Source organism: Thalassolituus sp. UBA2009, from assembly GCF_002335285.1.
Classification (GTDB): Bacteria; Pseudomonadota; Gammaproteobacteria; order Pseudomonadales; family Oceanobacteraceae; genus Venatoribacter; species Venatoribacter alkanivorans.
The window spans coordinates 9,972-26,373 of record NZ_DDCJ01000017.1; the positions used below are offsets into that span (position 1 = coordinate 9,972).

13 protein-coding genes are annotated in these 16,402 nt (G+C 52.8%); 9 read left to right on the forward strand and 4 right to left on the reverse strand.

All coding sequences use genetic code 11. The features are described from left to right. A partial coding sequence (locus tag B3P58_RS01730; protein WP_286715628.1) for a methyl-accepting chemotaxis protein occupies positions 1-1,374 on the forward strand: 1,374 nt, incomplete at its 5' end. Positions 1,375-1,448: 74 nt separating this feature from the next. Here B3P58_RS01730 and B3P58_RS01735 read toward each other — a convergent pair. Then, a complete protein-coding gene (locus B3P58_RS01735) occupies positions 1,449-3,440 on the reverse strand; it encodes a sensor domain-containing diguanylate cyclase (protein WP_286715630.1) in 1,992 nt (663 codons plus the stop codon). A 326-nt stretch (positions 3,441-3,766) separates the two neighbouring features. On the opposite strand from B3P58_RS01735, the gene B3P58_RS01740 reads away from it, so the two are divergent. The 8 genes from B3P58_RS01740 (at position 3,767) to B3P58_RS01775 (ending at position 12,946) form a co-directional block, all read left to right on the forward strand. Further along, positions 3,767-6,082 (forward strand): c-type cytochrome, encoded by a 2,316-nt coding sequence (locus B3P58_RS01740; RefSeq protein WP_286715632.1) that lies wholly within the window; start codon positions 3,767-3,769, stop codon positions 6,080-6,082. A gap of 10 nt (positions 6,083-6,092) precedes the next feature. Then, a complete protein-coding gene (locus B3P58_RS01745) occupies positions 6,093-7,445 on the forward strand; it encodes a DUF1501 domain-containing protein (RefSeq protein ID WP_260999100.1) in 1,353 nt (450 codons plus the stop codon). 15 nt (positions 7,446-7,460) lie between these two features. Then, positions 7,461-7,961 (forward strand): TlpA disulfide reductase family protein, encoded by a 501-nt coding sequence (locus B3P58_RS01750; RefSeq protein ID WP_260999099.1) that lies wholly within the window; start codon positions 7,461-7,463, stop codon positions 7,959-7,961. A 15-nt stretch (positions 7,962-7,976) separates the two neighbouring features. Then, the gene (locus B3P58_RS01755; RefSeq protein ID WP_286715636.1) at positions 7,977-8,189 is read left to right on the forward strand and encodes a DUF4266 domain-containing protein; all 213 of its coding nucleotides are present in this window, start codon (positions 7,977-7,979) and stop codon (positions 8,187-8,189) included. Positions 8,190-8,191: 2 nt separating this feature from the next. Next, on the forward strand, positions 8,192-9,379 hold the full coding sequence (locus tag B3P58_RS01760) for a DUF3570 domain-containing protein (RefSeq protein ID WP_286715638.1): 1,188 nt from the start codon (positions 8,192-8,194) through the stop codon (positions 9,377-9,379). After that, positions 9,357-10,286 carry an FAD:protein FMN transferase gene (locus B3P58_RS01765; RefSeq protein WP_286715640.1) on the forward strand — a complete coding sequence of 310 codons (930 nt, stop codon included), beginning with the start codon at positions 9,357-9,359 and terminating at the stop codon, positions 10,284-10,286. The genes B3P58_RS01760 and B3P58_RS01765 overlap by 23 nt, the downstream gene beginning before the upstream one ends. An 83-nt stretch (positions 10,287-10,369) precedes the next feature. Next, entirely contained in the window at positions 10,370-11,917 is a 1,548-nt protein-coding gene (locus B3P58_RS01770) for an amidase (RefSeq protein ID WP_286715642.1), read from the forward strand. 177 nt (positions 11,918-12,094) lie between these two features. Then, complete coding sequence (locus B3P58_RS01775) at positions 12,095-12,946, forward strand: SDR family oxidoreductase (protein WP_286715644.1); 852 nt, start codon at positions 12,095-12,097, stop codon at positions 12,944-12,946. Positions 12,947-13,045: 99 nt separating this feature from the next. Here B3P58_RS01775 and B3P58_RS01780 read toward each other — a convergent pair whose 3' ends face one another. From B3P58_RS01780 to choW, 3 genes are all read right to left on the reverse strand, one after another. Beyond that, entirely contained in the window at positions 13,046-14,110 is a 1,065-nt protein-coding gene (locus B3P58_RS01780) for a hypothetical protein (protein WP_286715646.1), read from the reverse strand. A gap of 130 nt (positions 14,111-14,240) precedes the next feature. Next, the gene (gene choV / locus B3P58_RS01785) at positions 14,241-15,407 is read right to left on the reverse strand and encodes a choline ABC transporter ATP-binding protein (RefSeq protein ID WP_286715647.1); all 1,167 of its coding nucleotides are present in this window, start codon (positions 15,405-15,407) and stop codon (positions 14,241-14,243) included. Between the two features lies 1 nt (position 15,408). Further along, positions 15,409-16,239 carry a choline ABC transporter permease subunit gene (gene choW, locus B3P58_RS01790; RefSeq protein ID WP_286715649.1) on the reverse strand — a complete coding sequence of 277 codons (831 nt, stop codon included), beginning with the start codon at positions 16,237-16,239 and terminating at the stop codon, positions 15,409-15,411. Between the last annotated feature and the right edge of the window lie 163 nt (positions 16,240-16,402).

The window sequence follows — 16,402 nt, forward strand, 5'->3', positions numbered from 1 at the left end:
CAGCTGAGTATTTACAGCGAATTAAAAAGCAAACTGTCAGAACACGGCGGCCGCATTGCAATTGCCGCCGCGGAAATGTCGTATGCCGCCGACCAGATGAAAACCAAGATTCATGACGAAGTTGCCGATACCGACCAGATTGTTGCATCAGCCAACCAGATTCACGACACCGTTGAACACATGGTGAGCCAGACTCAGGAAGCCTCACGCGCAGCCAGTGAAGCCAAAACCATTAACTCCCATGGCAAAAAAGCCGTTGATGAAACCATCCCCCAGATGGAAGGAACCCGACAGCAGGTTAATACCAATGCTGAACTGATTGCACAGCTTGAAGCGAAATCCGAAGAAATTAAAGCCGTTACCCGGGTTATCAGCGACATTGCCGAACAGACCAACCTGCTGGCATTGAATGCAGCAATCGAAGCAGCCCGCGCGGGGGAACAAGGACGCGGCTTCGCCGTTGTGGCCGATGAAGTTCGCGCACTGGCAGCCAAAACGTCCGATGCAACACAGCAGATTGGCGATACCGTTAATCAGATCAATCTGGAAATTAAAAATGCCGTAGGAAACAGCCAACAGCTGACCGTGACCATTGACCATGGCGTGCAGATGACACAAAAAATCAGCACACACCTTAATGATATTTATGATCGCTCTGAAGAAATTGAACACAGCATCAGCACGATTGCATCCAGCGTTCAGGAAAATAGTCAGAATATCCGCCATATTTCATCCATCGTGCAGGAGACCAGCAAACGACTGCAACTGACTGAGCATGAAATAGCCTCCATTGCCGAACGCTCACTGGGGCTTTCTGAAACCGCTGAAAAAATTTACGAAGCCTTTGGTAACAGCGAGCTTGGAGAACCCCACGACACCGCAAAAAAAGAAGCAATAGCTGCTGCTGAAGCTATAGGCTCACTGCTCAGTGAAACAATCAGCAAAGGACAACTGACGGAAGATCAGGTATTTGATAAAAATTACCAGCCAATTAAAGGCACCAGTCCAACAAAATACTCAACCAGCTATGATACGTTCAGTGATCAGCATTTCCCGGCAATTCAGGAGCCAATTCTTGAACGCAACAGCAGCATTGCCTATGCCGGAGCAGTTGATGTTAATGGTTATTTCCCAACCCATAATAAACGTTTCTCTCAGCCACTGACCGGCGATTACGCCAAAGATCTGCTGCAGAGCCGTACCAAACGTATTTTCAATGACAGAACCGGAGCACGTTGCGGCGCCAACACCCGGCCATTTTTATTGCAGACCTATAAGCGGGATACCGGTGAAGTGATGCACGATTTATCCGTGCCTATTTATGTGAATGGCCGCCACTGGGGAGGCTTCCGGATTGGCTACCGCAGTGAATAAAGCACTATCATTCTGCAAGGAATAACTGAAAATATTAAAGGATGCCATGCATCCTTTATTATTTCTTACGACGTTCATCCACGATAATGTGTTACCTGATTACGACCATTGGCCTTAGCATAATATAAAGCCTCATCGGCATAACGCACCCAATGTTCTGGCTTATCCTGATACTGCGGAACATCACCATGTACCCCGATACTGACCGTTACTTTCAGGCCTTCGGCAAGACGGTCAAAACTCAGATTAGCAATGGTTTTGCGTAAACACTCAGCCACCAGCATCGCTCCGGACAACTCCGTATTGGGCAGAATAAGAATAAACTCTTCACCGCCATAACGCGCAATCAGATCGGTATTACGGTGTACCGTTTGCCGTATAGCCTGAGCGACCACACGCAGAATTTCATCCCCCGCCTGGTGACCATGAACATCGTTAACCTTTTTAAAATAATCCACATCCAGCATCAGCAGACTGAGCGGCTCACGCTCACGGATAGCACGGGCCATTTCCCGTTGCATAATCTGATCAAAGAAACGACGATTCCGGACATTCGTCAGCGGATCAGTAATACTCATTATCTCCAGTTTACGGTTGGCATCTTCCAGCTCTAAGGTGCGCTCTTTAACACGAAGCTCCAGAGTTTCCGTTGCTTTACGCTGAATTTCCAGCGCCTTTGCCTGCGCTTCACGTGCTTCACGTTCATGTTCCAGCGCTTTTTCCTGAGCAAGCCGCGCATTACGCTCCTGCTCCAGCGCATCCTCTTGTGCTATGCGGGCTATTTTTTCATGCTCAAAAGCTGCTATCTGAGCCTCAAAACGTTCACGTTTTTCCTGATTTAAACGATCAGCCAGAGCAAAAGAGAGCAGAATAACTTCCAGTGCCGAGCCAAACTGGACGATATTCTCAGTAAACATATTACGCGGAATAATATTGAATTTATTCATTGCCAGAATCGCACCACCGATCAACATTGATGACCAGGCAACGGTGTAATAACGGGCCGCAGAATATCCCTGACTCCAGCGCCAGACACCACCATAAATAGCCAGGCCAATACCAATCACCGCCGTCGCAATCAAAACCCGGATCATGGTGTGATATGGGATAATATTGCTCACCACAACAATGGCCAGAGAAGCAATAACAATCACGCCAAAGGAGCGGTTAAGCCAGTTAACTTCCTGAAGATTAAGAAAATTACGGGTAAAAATAGCCGCAAAGAGTACAACGCCACTGAGGAATACAATGATACTCTGGTCATTCCACTCAGTAGCTGTCGGCCAGAGATATTGAAAATTAATACCCTGCAAGCTACCAAGAAACGCTGCCATGCTGCCAACATACAGCACGTAGTACAGATAATTTGCTTCCCTTACCGCCAGAAATATAAACAGATTATACAGCACCATAATCAGCATAATGCCGTAATAAAGACCCATGCCAAGAATCTGGTGCTGGTCATGAATAAAAAAATCACGCTCCTGCCAGATACTCAGTGGAAACTGCATAGAGCTGGAGGTCTCCACGCGGAATATCCACTCGTCAGCATCGCCGGCAGCCAGCGTCAGAGGAATAACAAAATAGCGGTGTATTACCGGTCGTTGATAAAATGATTGTTTATCACCCAACTCCAGCTGCTGCCAATCTCCTTCATTACTGCGGTGATAGACACGGACATGATCCAGCACAGGATAGGTAAGACTGAGGAATCGTTGTTCGGACCGATCCCCGGGATTACTCAACGCCAGACGAAACCAGTACACAGAATCGGTATAACCAAAAGACATTTTATGCTGCAGATTGTACTGCCAGGCCAAGGCTGCCGAAGGTACCCCCTGAATAGCCGCTTGGGTATCTTCGTAATATTGCAACACCGGATCCAGCTCCTGCCCGGACGCTAATGTGCGGATATCGGTATATTCTGCCGTCCGGACATTATGATCAGTAATGCGCTCTTTATTATTGTTACCTTCTGCAATATCAGCGGTTGCTGCTATTCCATCAGGGACAGAAAAAAACATCAGCCAAATAAAAACCATTGGCGAAAGTAACCGCTGGGACATAATTCATCCATCCGTATGATGAATTCAGTCTAGCAGGCAAACCTTGCAGTGAAGGGAATAGCGGCTGATTTATTCCGAACAAGAAAGAGTACCGAAGTACCATATAAAGACCATTTACTGAGTATTCTGCATGGGCACAGGCTACAGCAGATACAGCATGACCCTTCTGCGCCACAAAAAATTACACTGCCGGTTCTGTCATATCATCAGAGTTGAGCGTTGTTCACAGTTTTTTCACTAAATGACTGCTATAAAAGATCCGATCCATCAGGACAATAACAAAAGGAATGCCCGCAGAAGGCATGATTCAACGCGGTGAGGCGAGGATGAAACACACACTCTGGTTGGTATTACTACTGACTCTGGGCGCAACCCTGAGCGGCTGCAAGAGCGAATATTCAGGAGATGTTGGCGGCGCGTCGAATGGCGGCAATGGCACTCTGATTGGCAATTACAACCCCGAAGGACAGCGCCAGTATGAACGCCAGTGCGCATCCTGCCATGGGGTTGACGGTAACGGTACCCCCATTGGCTCGTCACTGGTTGCCTGTGCCACCTGCTCAACTCTGAGCGTTCTGGCGGATGAAATCAGCCGCACTATGCCCATCGGAAAAGTAGGCAGCTGCAGTGGCAGCTGTGCGACCGATACCGCGGAATACATCCTTTATGCGTTCAATGGTTATAACCTTGCCGCTGCCACAACCACACTGGAAGGTGTCGCCAATAACGAACTGACCGTTACCCTGCGCAGTGCAGCCTTACAACTGGCTGGCCGCCTGCCCACCGACAGCGAAATTGCCATGGTGGAAAATAATGGCGAAAGCGGCCTGAGCCTTGCGCTCAATCAGCTGATGAATGAAGAGAATTTTTATCAGTGGCTGATGGAAGCTTTTAACGAACAGCTGCTGACCGACAAATACCTGACCAGTAATCAGTTTGAAGGTGGAGTCAACCTGCTGGACCCTGACGACTACCCTAACCGTAAATGGTACAACGATGCTTACCCAGCGGATGAGCAAAGCAGCATCCGTGGCTGTGTGCGCACACTTACTAACGATGCCGTTGCCCGCGAACCTCTCGAGCTGGTGCGTTACGCCGCCAAAAACGGTCTGCCTCACACCCTCTATATGAATGCCGACTACATGATGGTGAACTGGTACAGCCAGCAGGTCTATGAAGCAACATTGGTTGATTCCGGTACCCCCTTTAAGCAGCTGGCTGAGCCGGTTTGTGATGCCAACGGTGTTAAAGTTTATTACGACCCGAACGATTTCCGCCCGGCACAGGTAAAAAAGAATCTCGAATATGAAATAGGCGGCCTCTATCACGCCGGTGTGCTGACCTCTCCGATGTTCTTAAACCGCTATCCAACCACCGCAACCAACCGCAACCGTCACCGTTCACGTATTGTTTTTGATTATTTTCTGGATACCGACATTCTGAAAATTGAGGGTGACCGTCCGGGCGATGGTATTGGTACAGGTACTGCAAACCCGACGCTGCTTGATCCGGCCTGCTATGCCTGTCATCAGGTAATGGACCCGGTTTCTTCTGCTTTCCAGCACTTTACCGACCGCGGCCAGTTTATTGTGACCGGCAGTACCTCCCCTAACCGCTGGGACAGCTCCGATATAGAACCCGCAGGTCTGGCTGGTAAAACCATTCCACTATCCGGCAGCAGTGGCTATTTCCGTAAGATGTTGCAGTGGCTGGGTACCGAAATCGCCAACGACCCGCGCTTTATCCGCGCCACCATGCGCACCCTGTATACCGGGATCATTGGCCAGGAACCGCTGGAATCGCCAGGCGAGAATGGCAGTGACGCCGACAAGGTCGCTTATAACAGCCAGCGCGCTGTTATCAACACCATCGGTCAGGCCATGGCTGCCGACGGCTGGAACATCAAAACCGGGGTGAAAGGCATCATCATGAGCCCTTACTACCGCGCTAAAGCCGTGGACGCCGGCAAGCTGGTCAGCAACCAGCATATCGGTGCCAGCCAGTTCCTCAGCCCGGAGCAGATGCAACGCAAGCTGCAGGCCACTCTGGGCTTTGGCTGGGATGAATTCCGCAACGAAAACAACCGCATCATGTACGGCGGCATCGATTCCGACAGTATTACCGAGCGCATCCGCGAGCCCAGCGGGCTGACCATCGCCATTCAGCAACGCATGGCCTCAGAAATGGCCTGCCGCGCCAGCGCACTGGATTTCACCCGCAGTGCGGCCGAGCGCAAGCTGTTCCGCTTTGTTGAGCCAAACACCACGCCTGAAGACGCTAGCGGTACGATTAATGCTCAGGCTATCAGCATGATCAAACACAACCTGCAGCATCTGCACTGGGTACTGCTGGGCGAACAGCTTGATATCAACAGCAGTGAGCTGCAGGCCAGCTACGATCTGTTCTATCAGGTCTGGTCACAGGGACAGCAGCTACTGGCCAACAGCGGCAACTACGACCCCAATCCGGGCGCTTCACTGGAGTGGGAATGCCGTGGTCGCTGGTACCGGCTGGCCGATGGCCGCACAGGTGACACCCTGCCGACCGAACTGCGCATAGAACGGGATGATCATTACAGTATCCGTGCCTGGATGGCGGTGATGACCTATCTGCTGTCCGACTACCGCTTTGCCTACGAATAAGGAGAACGCCATGAAACGTCGTCATTTTCTGCAACTCATGGCTGCCACCGGCATGACCGCCCATATGCCGCTGTGGACTCCCAAAGCCCATGCCGCCGTTCCCCAACAGTTTTTGGTGGTGGTTAACGCCAGTGGCGGCTGGGATCCAACGTCTCTGTGCGACCCCAAAGGCCTGAACGGTGCTTATGAAGCTCAGTCGGATCGTCATCTGGGATCGACCAACTCCGTCGATCTGGACCCGGCCAAAGCCTTTGGTGATATTCGCTGGAGTGCCATTCCATCATTTGTCTCCGCTGATGATACGGTGCTGCAGCGCATCGAAAGCCAGTTTGATCAGTTTTTCAACACCTATGGCAATCGCCTGACCATCATCAATGGCATCGACACCGGTACCAATAACCACGACACCGGCAACCGCGTGGTATGGTCAGGTCAGCAGGAAATCGGCTATCCGAGTCTGGCGGCCTACTTTGCTGCAGCCACCAGCCCAACCCTGCCGATGGCATTTATCAGCAACGGAGGCTACGACTTTACCGACTCGCTGGTTGCCCGCGCCCGCGCCAGTAACGCCGATTTTATTAACGAACTGGCCGACCCCAATCATTACAGCAACGGCCGGGGTTTCCTGTACCGCAGCAGCGACCGCAGTATCGACCAGTACAGCGCCGTGCTCGCCGCCCAGCAAGCCCGCATTCAGCGCCAGCAGCTGCAGGAAGCCCTGCCTTTACGCCGCCAGCAACTGGGACAGTTATTCGGCGTGCGCAGTGAAGACAGCAACCTCGGCCAGCTGAGCGTATCGCTGGCTGATATCAAAGCCAACGTCAGCCGTGACAGCAACTGGAACCCCAACCGCTCCAATAACCTGAAAAGCCAGGCCGAGGTGGTTACGGCTGCTTTCCACAGTGGCCTGGCCGCTTCGGCCAACCTGAATATCGGGGGCTTCGATACCCACGGCAACCATGACTCCAGTGCCTATCCGCAACTGGGGGATCTGCTCGAAGGTATTCATTTCCTGCAGGCCGCTCTGCAGTTCGCGGGTATTGCCGACCGCACAACCGTGGTCGTCGGTTCTGACTTCGGCCGAACGCCCTACTACAATTCCGGTAATGGTAAGGATCACTGGCCGGTAACCAGTATGATGGTGCTGCATCCCGGCAGCACCGGCGGCAAAGTATTCGGCGCCTCCAGCAGCGACTTCCGCGCCCAGACGCTGAACCGCAGCACCGGCTTAGCCGACGCCGGCGGCGATAAACTGACTCCGGCCCATGTAAATCAGGCTCTGCGCAAACTGCTCGGAGTTGATCAAAGCGTCCTGAACAGCAATTATCCGCTGCGGGTTAACGATTTTGATATTTTCGCTTAATAAGGAGATAAGCCTGTGCGCTTACTGATGACCGCTGTACTGTTACTGACCACCCTGCTGACTTCATCTCTGAGTCTGGCACTGGAGACCGGCGATAAAGCACCGGGTTTTAAACTGCCGCTGTTAACGCAGAAAGGTCAGCTGTCGCTGGCCAGCTATAAAGGCAAAGTGGTGTATGTCGATTTCTGGGCCTCCTGGTGTGGTCCGTGCCGTAAATCCCTGCCACTGCTGAACGAGCTGCGCGCTGAGTTGAAAGGTCAGGGCTTTGAGGTGCTGGCCATCAATCTGGATGAAGACATCAAAGATGCCCGCGCGTTTCTGAAAGAATTCCCGGTCAGCTACCCGACGCTGTACGACGGCGAAGGCAAAACCCCCACCGCCTTTGGTCTGCGTGGTATGCCAACCTCTTACCTGATTGACCGTCAGGGACGGATTCAGAGCGTGCATCAGGGCTTCAAACCCTCCGATATCAGTAAAATCCGCGCTGAAGTCATCCAGCAACTGAAACAGAAATAACGGAGCACAGACATCATGCACAGCCGAGTCGTGCTCGTTATTGCCATGCTGCTGCTCAGCACTGGCTGCACCACAGTCAAACCCTGGGAAAGGGGCAATCTGGCTCAGGACATCATGGCCTGGCAGCCCGACCCGCTGAAAGCCTCGCTCGACAATCATATTCACTTTTCCAAGGAAGGCTCGTCCGGCGGTGGTCAGGCCGCCGGGGGCGGATGCGGCTGTAATTAACAATGAGCAAACAAACACTCAATTCTCTGGCCGCTCTGGCAGCGGCGGCTGCAACCCTGCCGGTTCAGGCGGAAAGCGCGCCAACGGATCAGATCATGGCGTATCGTTTCAGCCAGTATCAGGAAGCCGATGCGCCGCGAGAGCGCACCTTCACGCCGACCACTGAACGTTACAGTATCGATATTCATCAGTTCAGATACGGCAAACCATTAGGTGATGACTGGTATCTGAACAGCGAGTTTCAGTACGAGACTCTGAGCGGCGCTTCTCCTATGCAGACTTATCAGAATGCCAATGGCCAGAGCGTATTGCTGATGAGTGGCGCCAGCATTTCCGAAACCCGCTACGACCTGAAAGTTGCTCCCAAACGCTATTTCAGTGGTGCGCTGAACGGCCAGCTCGACGGCACTCTGGGAACCAATCTGGCGCTGTCGCTGGAGAACGATTACCGCTCGGTTGCCCTTGGGGCCGACGGCTCGCTGGAATTGTTTAACAAACACACCACCCTGCTTGGCTCGGTCAGTATGTCGCTGGATGAACTGTCACCCAGCGATGCCTCAATCTCCGCTGACCGGCAACGCGCCGATGGTCGTGGCAAGCGCAGCGTTTCCATTTACGAAGGTGTATCGCAGGTGATCGATAAAAACCGCGTGGTACAGATTGGGATTGGTTACACCCAGCTATCCGGCTACCTGTCCGACCCGTATAAATTTGAAGACCGCCGCCCCGACCGGCGCGGACAGCTGACTATCAGTGGCCAGTACCGGCACTTTTTTCCGTTATGGGATGGCGCCGCCCTGCATGGCGATTACCGCTACTACAGCGATGACTGGGGCATTCGCTCGCATACCCTGACAGCACGCTGGGCACAGAGCGTCAGCCTGGCGCCGTTTTCGTTCCGCTTTATCCCGATGATGCGCTATTACCGTCAGACCCAGGCCGATTTTTACAGTCTGGAGCAGAATCCGCCGGATGATCAGCTGAACAGTTCCGATGCGCGGTTATCGTCTTATGGAGCCTTCAGCTACGGCCTGGAAAGCCGCATCCTGTATCAGCAATGGACGCTCAGTATCGACTGGCAGCAGTATCTGTCATCGGAAGAGTTTGCCCTGGTGCAAACCACCAATAACGAAACCCCGGCACTGGTCGATTACAGCATTGTGAGTCTTGGCATTGAATACCGTTACTGAAGCACAGACCCTGCACCGCCATGAGTTTACCGCCATGGCGTCGCCCTGCTGTTTCCATCTGCCCGACCTGCCCGGTATTCATACACTGGCGCAACAGATGGAAGAGGAAGTGCGCCGTATTGAGCAGAAATACAGTCGTTACCGCCACGACAGTGTGCTATCCCGTCTCAATGCACACGCCGGGCAAACCAGCGTGATTGATGCCGAAACCGCCTGGCTGCTGAATTACGCCAAGGTGTGCTTTGAGCAGAGCGACGGCCTGTTTGATATCAGCTCCGGCATTCTGCGCAGCGTCTGGAATTTCCGTCATCCCACCCTGCCCGACAACACCGATCTGCAACGCCTGTTGCCACGCATCGGCCTTGGCCGGCTCACCCTGAACGCTAACGAGCTGTGGATGCCCGCCGATATGGAGCTGGATTTCGGCGGCATCGGCAAGGAGTACGCCGCCGATTGCGCCGCCGCCATTGCCCGCAATGCCGGTGTGCATCAGGGCATTGTTGATCTCGGCGGCGACCTGCACGTTCTCGGCCCGAAAATCACCGCACAGGGAGAAGAGCCATGGCTGCTGGGTGTGCGTCATCCACGCAAACCGCAGCAGGCCATTGCACAGCTTCCGGTGTATCGCGGCGGCATGGCCACCAGTGGCGATTACGAGCGCTATTTTGAGCTGGATGGCCGCCGTTACTGCCATCTGCTGAATCCGCAGTCCGGCTGGCCGGTCAGCCACTGGGCCTCGGTGACGGTGCTGGCGCCGTCCTGCCTGCTGGCCGGTACCTTATCCAGCATTGCCATGCTGCGTGAAGCCGCTGCCGTCGACTGGCTTAAGGAGCAGGATGTTCATGCCCTGCTGATCGATCCTGCTTTGCAGCTTCTGCCACTGACGCCTGACACTCAACACCCATAACCTGACACCGGCGGCATTGGCCGTTACCGCCAAGGGCTGATATAAAGAGGCCCTCAATAAGAAAAACATCAGCAGGTCAGACTATGGAAACGCCAAGCGCCGATACCGTCAGTAATCCAGCCACAGAACAGGCTGAAGCCGTCCACACAGCCCCTTTTGACTACCGCCAGCATGACGCGATGGGCCTGGCCGATCTGGTACGGCGCGGTGAAACTTCCGCCAGCGAACTGCTGGATCTGGCCATTGCCCGGGCCGAAGCGGTTAACCCCAAAATCAACGCCATTATTACCCCGCTGTACGATTACGGCCGCGCACAAATTAACGCCGGTTTACCCGATGGTCCTTTTTCTGGCGTGCCTTTCTTACTGAAAGACCTGCTCTGTGCAGTCGAAGGTACACCGCTGAGCAACGGCAGCAATGCATTAAAAGGCCGTATTTCACCACGCGACAGTGAACTGGCCAGCCGCTTCAGACGCAGCGGCCTGGTATTTTTTGGTAAAACCAACACGCCGGAACTGGGGCTGATGGGCGTCACCGAACCCAAGGCCTTTGGTCCGGCGCGCAATCCCTGGAACCTGAATCACACCCCCGGCGGCTCCAGTGGTGGTTCAGCCGCAGCTATTGCCGCCGGCATTGTGCCGATGGCTTCCGGTGGTGATGGCGGCGGTTCTATCCGTATCCCTGCGGCCTGCTGTGGTCTGTTCGGCCTCAAGCCCAGCCGTGGCCGGGTGCCGACCGGTCCCTATGCGCAGGAATTCTGGGACGGTGCGGCGACCGAGCATGTTCTCACCCGCAGTGTGCGTGACAGCGCCGCCATGCTGGATGTGATCGCAGGCCCCGATGGCTCCAGCCCCTACCCGCTGCGCAGCCGTAATAATTATCTCGAATGCCTGAACCAGCCGCTGCGCAAACTGCGTATCGGTTATACCAGTACCTCCTTTATCGGCCGCCCGGTCAGCGCTGAGGCCGTTGCCGCCGTTGAGCACAGCGTCAAATTGCTGGAGCAACTCGGCCACGAGGTGGAGCCGGTTGACATCCGTCTGGATGGCGAAGCGCTGGCCGACAGTTACCTGACCATGTATTTCGGCCATGTCGCGGCCGACCTTGAATTTATGGCGCAGCAGTTAGGCAGCCGCATCAGTAATCTGGATGTGGAAGACGCCACCAAAGTGCTGGGCTTTCTCGGTAAAACCATCTCCGCCGGAGATTTCGTGCAGGCCAAGCGCCGCTGGAATGACTTTGCCCAGACCATGCACCTGTTTCATCAGCGCTACGATTTACTGTTAACCCCAACACTGGGCTCTGAACCTGTACCCATCGGCAGCTTTGAGCCACCGGCATGGGAAGCAGTAGCCATGAAAGTGATCAATGCCTTTGGCCTGCACAAACTTCTGCTGAAAAGTGGCATGGTGAAACAGATGGCGCTGGATAATCTGGAAAAACTGCCCTTTACCCAGCTCGCCAACCTGACCGGCCTGCCGGCGATGTCGGTGCCGTTATACTGGACGGCCAATAACCTGCCACTGGGCTCGCAGTTTATTGCGCCAATGGGCGATGAGAACACTCTGCTGCAGCTGGCCCAACAGCTGGAACAGGCGCAACCCTGGATGCAACGCATCCCGGACTTATAAGGTGCGGCGCATCCCGGATTTATAAGGTGCAACGCATCCCGGACTTATAAGATGCGGTGCATCCCGGATTGATAAGATGCAACAAACACACTACAGAAAATGAAAAGAAAAAGGCCATCCACAATCCTGTCACAGAATTGTGGCACCCTGACCAATAACAATTAAAAGATTGCCAATATGTCCATGAATAATAAAACCGTTCTGATTACCGGCTGCTCCTCAGGTATTGGCCGCGCCCTGACCGAAGAATTTCTGCGTCATGGTTATCTGGTGTATGCCGCGGCGCGCAATACCGACAGCCTGAATAACCTGACCAGCACTCATTTGATCCCTCTGCAGATGGATGTGAATAATACGGCGGATATTCAGCAGGCGGCTGAACTTATCCGTGAACGCTCAGGCCACCTGAACTGCCTGATTAATAATGCCGGTTACGCCGCGATGGGACCGGTGGCCGAGCTCAGCAGCGAATCGCTGCAACAGCAGTTTGCCACCAACGTATTTGCGCCCATAGCGCTCACTAAAGCCTTATTGCCGTTATTACAGGCCGGTCAGAATGAAAAACATCCGGCTCAGGTGGTCAACATTGGTTCTGTTTCCGGCATCCTGACCACGCCGTTTTCCGGCGCCTACTGCGCCACCAAAGCCGCTCTGCATGCCCTATCCGATGCTCTGCGTATGGAGCTGGCACCCTTTAATATTCAGGTCATTACCGTTCAGCCCGGTGCAATTCAGTCAAAATTCGGTGATAACTCACTCGCTAATCTGGGCAATCTGATTCAGCCTGATTCACTCTACGCACCACTGAAAAAACAGATACAGGCTCGGGCAACAGCCTCACAGGACAACCCGACTCCGGCAACGGATTTTGCCCGCGAATTAATGGCACAGTTATTAAGCCAGCCGGACCCGGTAATCCGTATCGGCAATGGCAGCCGCGCACTGCCCTTTATGAAACGCTGGATTCCACTCGCCTTGCTCGACAAAATTCTGAGCAAAAAATTCGGCCTGCTGGCGTTAAAACGCTGAGGCCGGGAACACAACGTGGTTTCATAAAAATAACCTGACGCCATAAAAAAACCGCAGCCTGAGCTGCGGTTTTTTTATGGTCTTATTACGTCTGTTTAATCAGAAATAATAATCCATGGTCAGGTACAGTGCATCGTAGTCGCCATCAACGACTTCGCCGTCTTCACCGATATCACCATCATTGGATACGTATTCAAGGTAGAACCAGCCCGGACCATAGTTATAGCTCACACCCGGCGCCCAGCTGTCGGCAGAGCCAACGGTATTCCCCTTGGTATTCGCTTCAGCATTGGTGTAATCCACATAAAAGAGGTAATCACCCATGCTGTAAGTCAGCGTAACCGCTTTACGGTCGTTTTTAATTTTAGGAGCACCACTAAAGCCACCAATATCAGTCAGATCACGCTCGGTGATCATATACTGGGCTTTAACGCCTAAGTTGTTGAACTCACCTTCGTAATACACCACGGCGGCATTATGCTCGCCAACATACGGACGATCGGCATTGGCACCGCTCAGATCACGCAATTTACCGTTCTGGTAAGAGGCACCCACTTTCTGCTTGTCGGCCAGATCGTACGCACCGTTCAGCACAAAGGTCTGTGTTTTCTGGTAAGTGGTTGTGCTGCCCCAGTGACCGCCGTCGTCCATGGTTTCGGTGCTGGAACCAAAGTCATCAACGTGGAAGTAAGCAACGTCATAGTTAACCGCACCCAGATCGGCACTCCACTTCACACCGACATCCATCTGGTCGGCATAACCACCCAGCAACTCATCGCCAGGCCAGAAGTTAACGGTTGCCCAACCAAAAGGCACCTGAGATTTACCGATTTTCAGCTCACCCTTGCCAAAGGTTTTACCCACCCAGGCTTTATGGAAACCAAAATGAGCACCGGTATTGTTATTCGCCGGATCGGTGAAGGCACCAGTGCCATAACGCATTTCTGACGAGAACTGCCAGCCGGTTTTTTCATCGGTTTTATCAATATACAGAATCAGCGCTTCGTAATTGGTATCACCATAAGACACTTCATCAACATTTTCATTCTGAGCATCAATAGCATGATTCAGCCAGAAGCCACCGCTGATTGATTCCGATGCAACAGCAGGCACCGCACTTGCACTGATGGCCGCGATGGCCAGGGATAAGTGTACTTTTTTCAAAAGACTCTCTCCTTCCTTATTATGAATGAATCCCGGAAATCTCAGGGATTTCCGTGGATATCTGACCAGAACAGACGGAGATTACCGCCTGTTTATAAGGCCAAATTACGGCATCAACCTAATGTTGATACTAGTCGTCGGACATCATTTTGCCCAACAGCGTGTGATACAGCTCTTTATCACCGACCACACCGGATATCGCCTGTTCATCGCCCACCAGAACCGAGTGGCCGGTGTGGTAACGGATTTCCATTACATCCCGCATAGCAGTACGCGCTCCCACACGGGTAGGAATTTGCTGCAGGGCGCTGATATCATCGCCCTGCTGCCAACACTGAACAGCAAAGGTCTGATCTTTAACCTGAACCTTATTACCATCCGTACTCAGCCAATAATCATGACGTTTACTCAGGCAATAGCCGCGTTCCTGCTGCGGCATATCCGCTAACTCACGCATTATTGAGCCAGCACGCAATACATTCAGCGGATTGGTATGGGCAACAAAATCACGCACATAATCGTTCGCCGGATTGAGAACAATGCTTTCCGGCTTACCATGCTGCACAATTTCGCCATCTTTCATAATGGCAATATGGCTGCCAAGCTTCAGCGCTTCGTCAAGATCGTGGCTGACAAAAATAATGGTCTTCTTCAGCTTTTCCTGCAGTTGCAAAAGCTCGTCCTGCAACTGAGTACGGATCAGCGGGTCCAGTGCGGAAAACGGCTCATCCATTAATAAAATATCAGATTCAATCGCCAGCGCCCGGGCCAGACCAACCCGCTGCTGCATACCACCGGATAACTTACCCGGTTTAAGCTTGCGCCATTCGGATAAGCCCACGACATCAAGCTGCTCACTGACCCGGCGTTTAATTTCAGCTTTCGGCAAGCCCTGTAACTCCAGCGGCATCGCAACATTTTCTTCAACGGTCAGCCAGGGCATTAATGCGAATTTCTGGAATACCATAGAAATCCGGCGCATACGGATATCCCGTTTGGTCTGCTCATCGGCACCGACAAAGTCGAGCATTTCACCATTGTGCTCAATATTGACCGATCCACGGGCCACCGGGTTAAGACCGTTAATGCAACGCAGCAGGCTGGATTTACCGGAACCGGACAGCCCCATCAATACACAGATTTCACCGCGCTTTACCGTTAACGATGCGTCTTTAACAGCAACCAGAGAACCACTCTGTGCACGTACCTGTTCACGCTCCAGGCCCTGATCAAGTAATGCCAGCGCCTGCTGGGGTTGTGGACCGAAGACCACATCAAGATGTTTAATTTCGATCATATCAGCTCACCTGCTCCCGTTGTTTGCACAGGCGATCGAGTAAAATCGCCAACAGAACAATGGCCAGTCCCGCTTCAAAACCGCTGGCAATATCTACCGTGTTCAGCGCCCGGACCACAGGTTTACCTAAGCCATCAGCACCAACCAGCGCCGCAATCACCACCATCGACAGCGACAACATAATGCACTGAGTTACACCGGCCGCAATGTTGGAGGCCGCCGCCGGTAATTCAATCCGCCATAATAATTGTGAGCGGGTCGCACCAAAGGATTGGCCTGCCTCAACCATTTCTTTCGGCACTTCAGAAATCCCCAGATAGGTCAGACGTACCGGTGCGGCAATAGCAAAAATAATGGTGGAAATCAGCCCGGGAACAACACCAAGACCAAACAATGTCAGGGTTGGAATTAAATATACAAAGGGCGGAACGGTTTGCATCAGATCAAGCACCGGGCGCAACAAAGTATATAAACGCGGGTTATGAGCAGCATAAATACCGATCGGTAAACCCAGTAAAATGCAGAACAGAGTGGCATACAGAACCAGAGACAGGGTCTGCATGGTTTCGATCCAATAACCCATATTCCAGATCAGTAACAGTGATAGAACCGCATAAGCGACCAACCCGAAAGAGCGGTGCAGCCAGAATGCAAACAGCGCCAGAACCGCAATAAAAATACCGGGATGCATCCAGGTCAGTGCATCGGTACTGGAGGTAATCAGCCATTCCAGTGATTCGGCCATGGCATCAAAGAAACCGGAGGTGTTGTCCACCAACCAGTCGAAAAACAGCTCGATATATTCACCGAGTGGAATTTTAAAACTATCCATAAGACTCACGTAGTTATAAAGAAACAAAACAGAAATCTGAGCAGGAAATCCGTGCATCAGGTGCACTAGGGCCTGTTAACACTAATTAAACAGGCCTGTTATCGGCTAAAAATTTCTCAGGCAAGGCGCTGAGAGTGTGGCCTAACGGGTTAAGCGAGCGAAC

Excerpts from the sequence above, each read along its gene's own strand:
- B3P58_RS01735 (WP_286715630.1), bottom strand. The coding sequence starts at position 3,440 with ATGTCCCAGCGGTTACTTTCGCCAATGGTTTTTATTTGGCTGATGTTT.
- B3P58_RS01740 (WP_286715632.1), top strand. The coding sequence starts at position 3,767 with ATGAAACACACACTCTGGTTGGTATTACTACTGACTCTGGGCGCAACC.
- B3P58_RS01745 (WP_260999100.1), top strand. The coding sequence starts at position 6,093 with ATGAAACGTCGTCATTTTCTGCAACTCATGGCTGCCACCGGCATGACC.
- B3P58_RS01755 (WP_286715636.1), top strand. The coding sequence starts at position 7,977 with ATGCACAGCCGAGTCGTGCTCGTTATTGCCATGCTGCTGCTCAGCACT.
- B3P58_RS01760 (WP_286715638.1), top strand. The coding sequence starts at position 8,192 with ATGAGCAAACAAACACTCAATTCTCTGGCCGCTCTGGCAGCGGCGGCT.
- B3P58_RS01770 (WP_286715642.1), top strand. The coding sequence starts at position 10,370 with ATGGAAACGCCAAGCGCCGATACCGTCAGTAATCCAGCCACAGAACAG.
- B3P58_RS01775 (WP_286715644.1), top strand. The coding sequence starts at position 12,095 with ATGTCCATGAATAATAAAACCGTTCTGATTACCGGCTGCTCCTCAGGT.
- choV (WP_286715647.1), bottom strand. The coding sequence starts at position 15,407 with ATGATCGAAATTAAACATCTTGATGTGGTCTTCGGTCCACAACCCCAG.
- choW (WP_286715649.1), bottom strand. The coding sequence starts at position 16,239 with ATGGATAGTTTTAAAATTCCACTCGGTGAATATATCGAGCTGTTTTTC.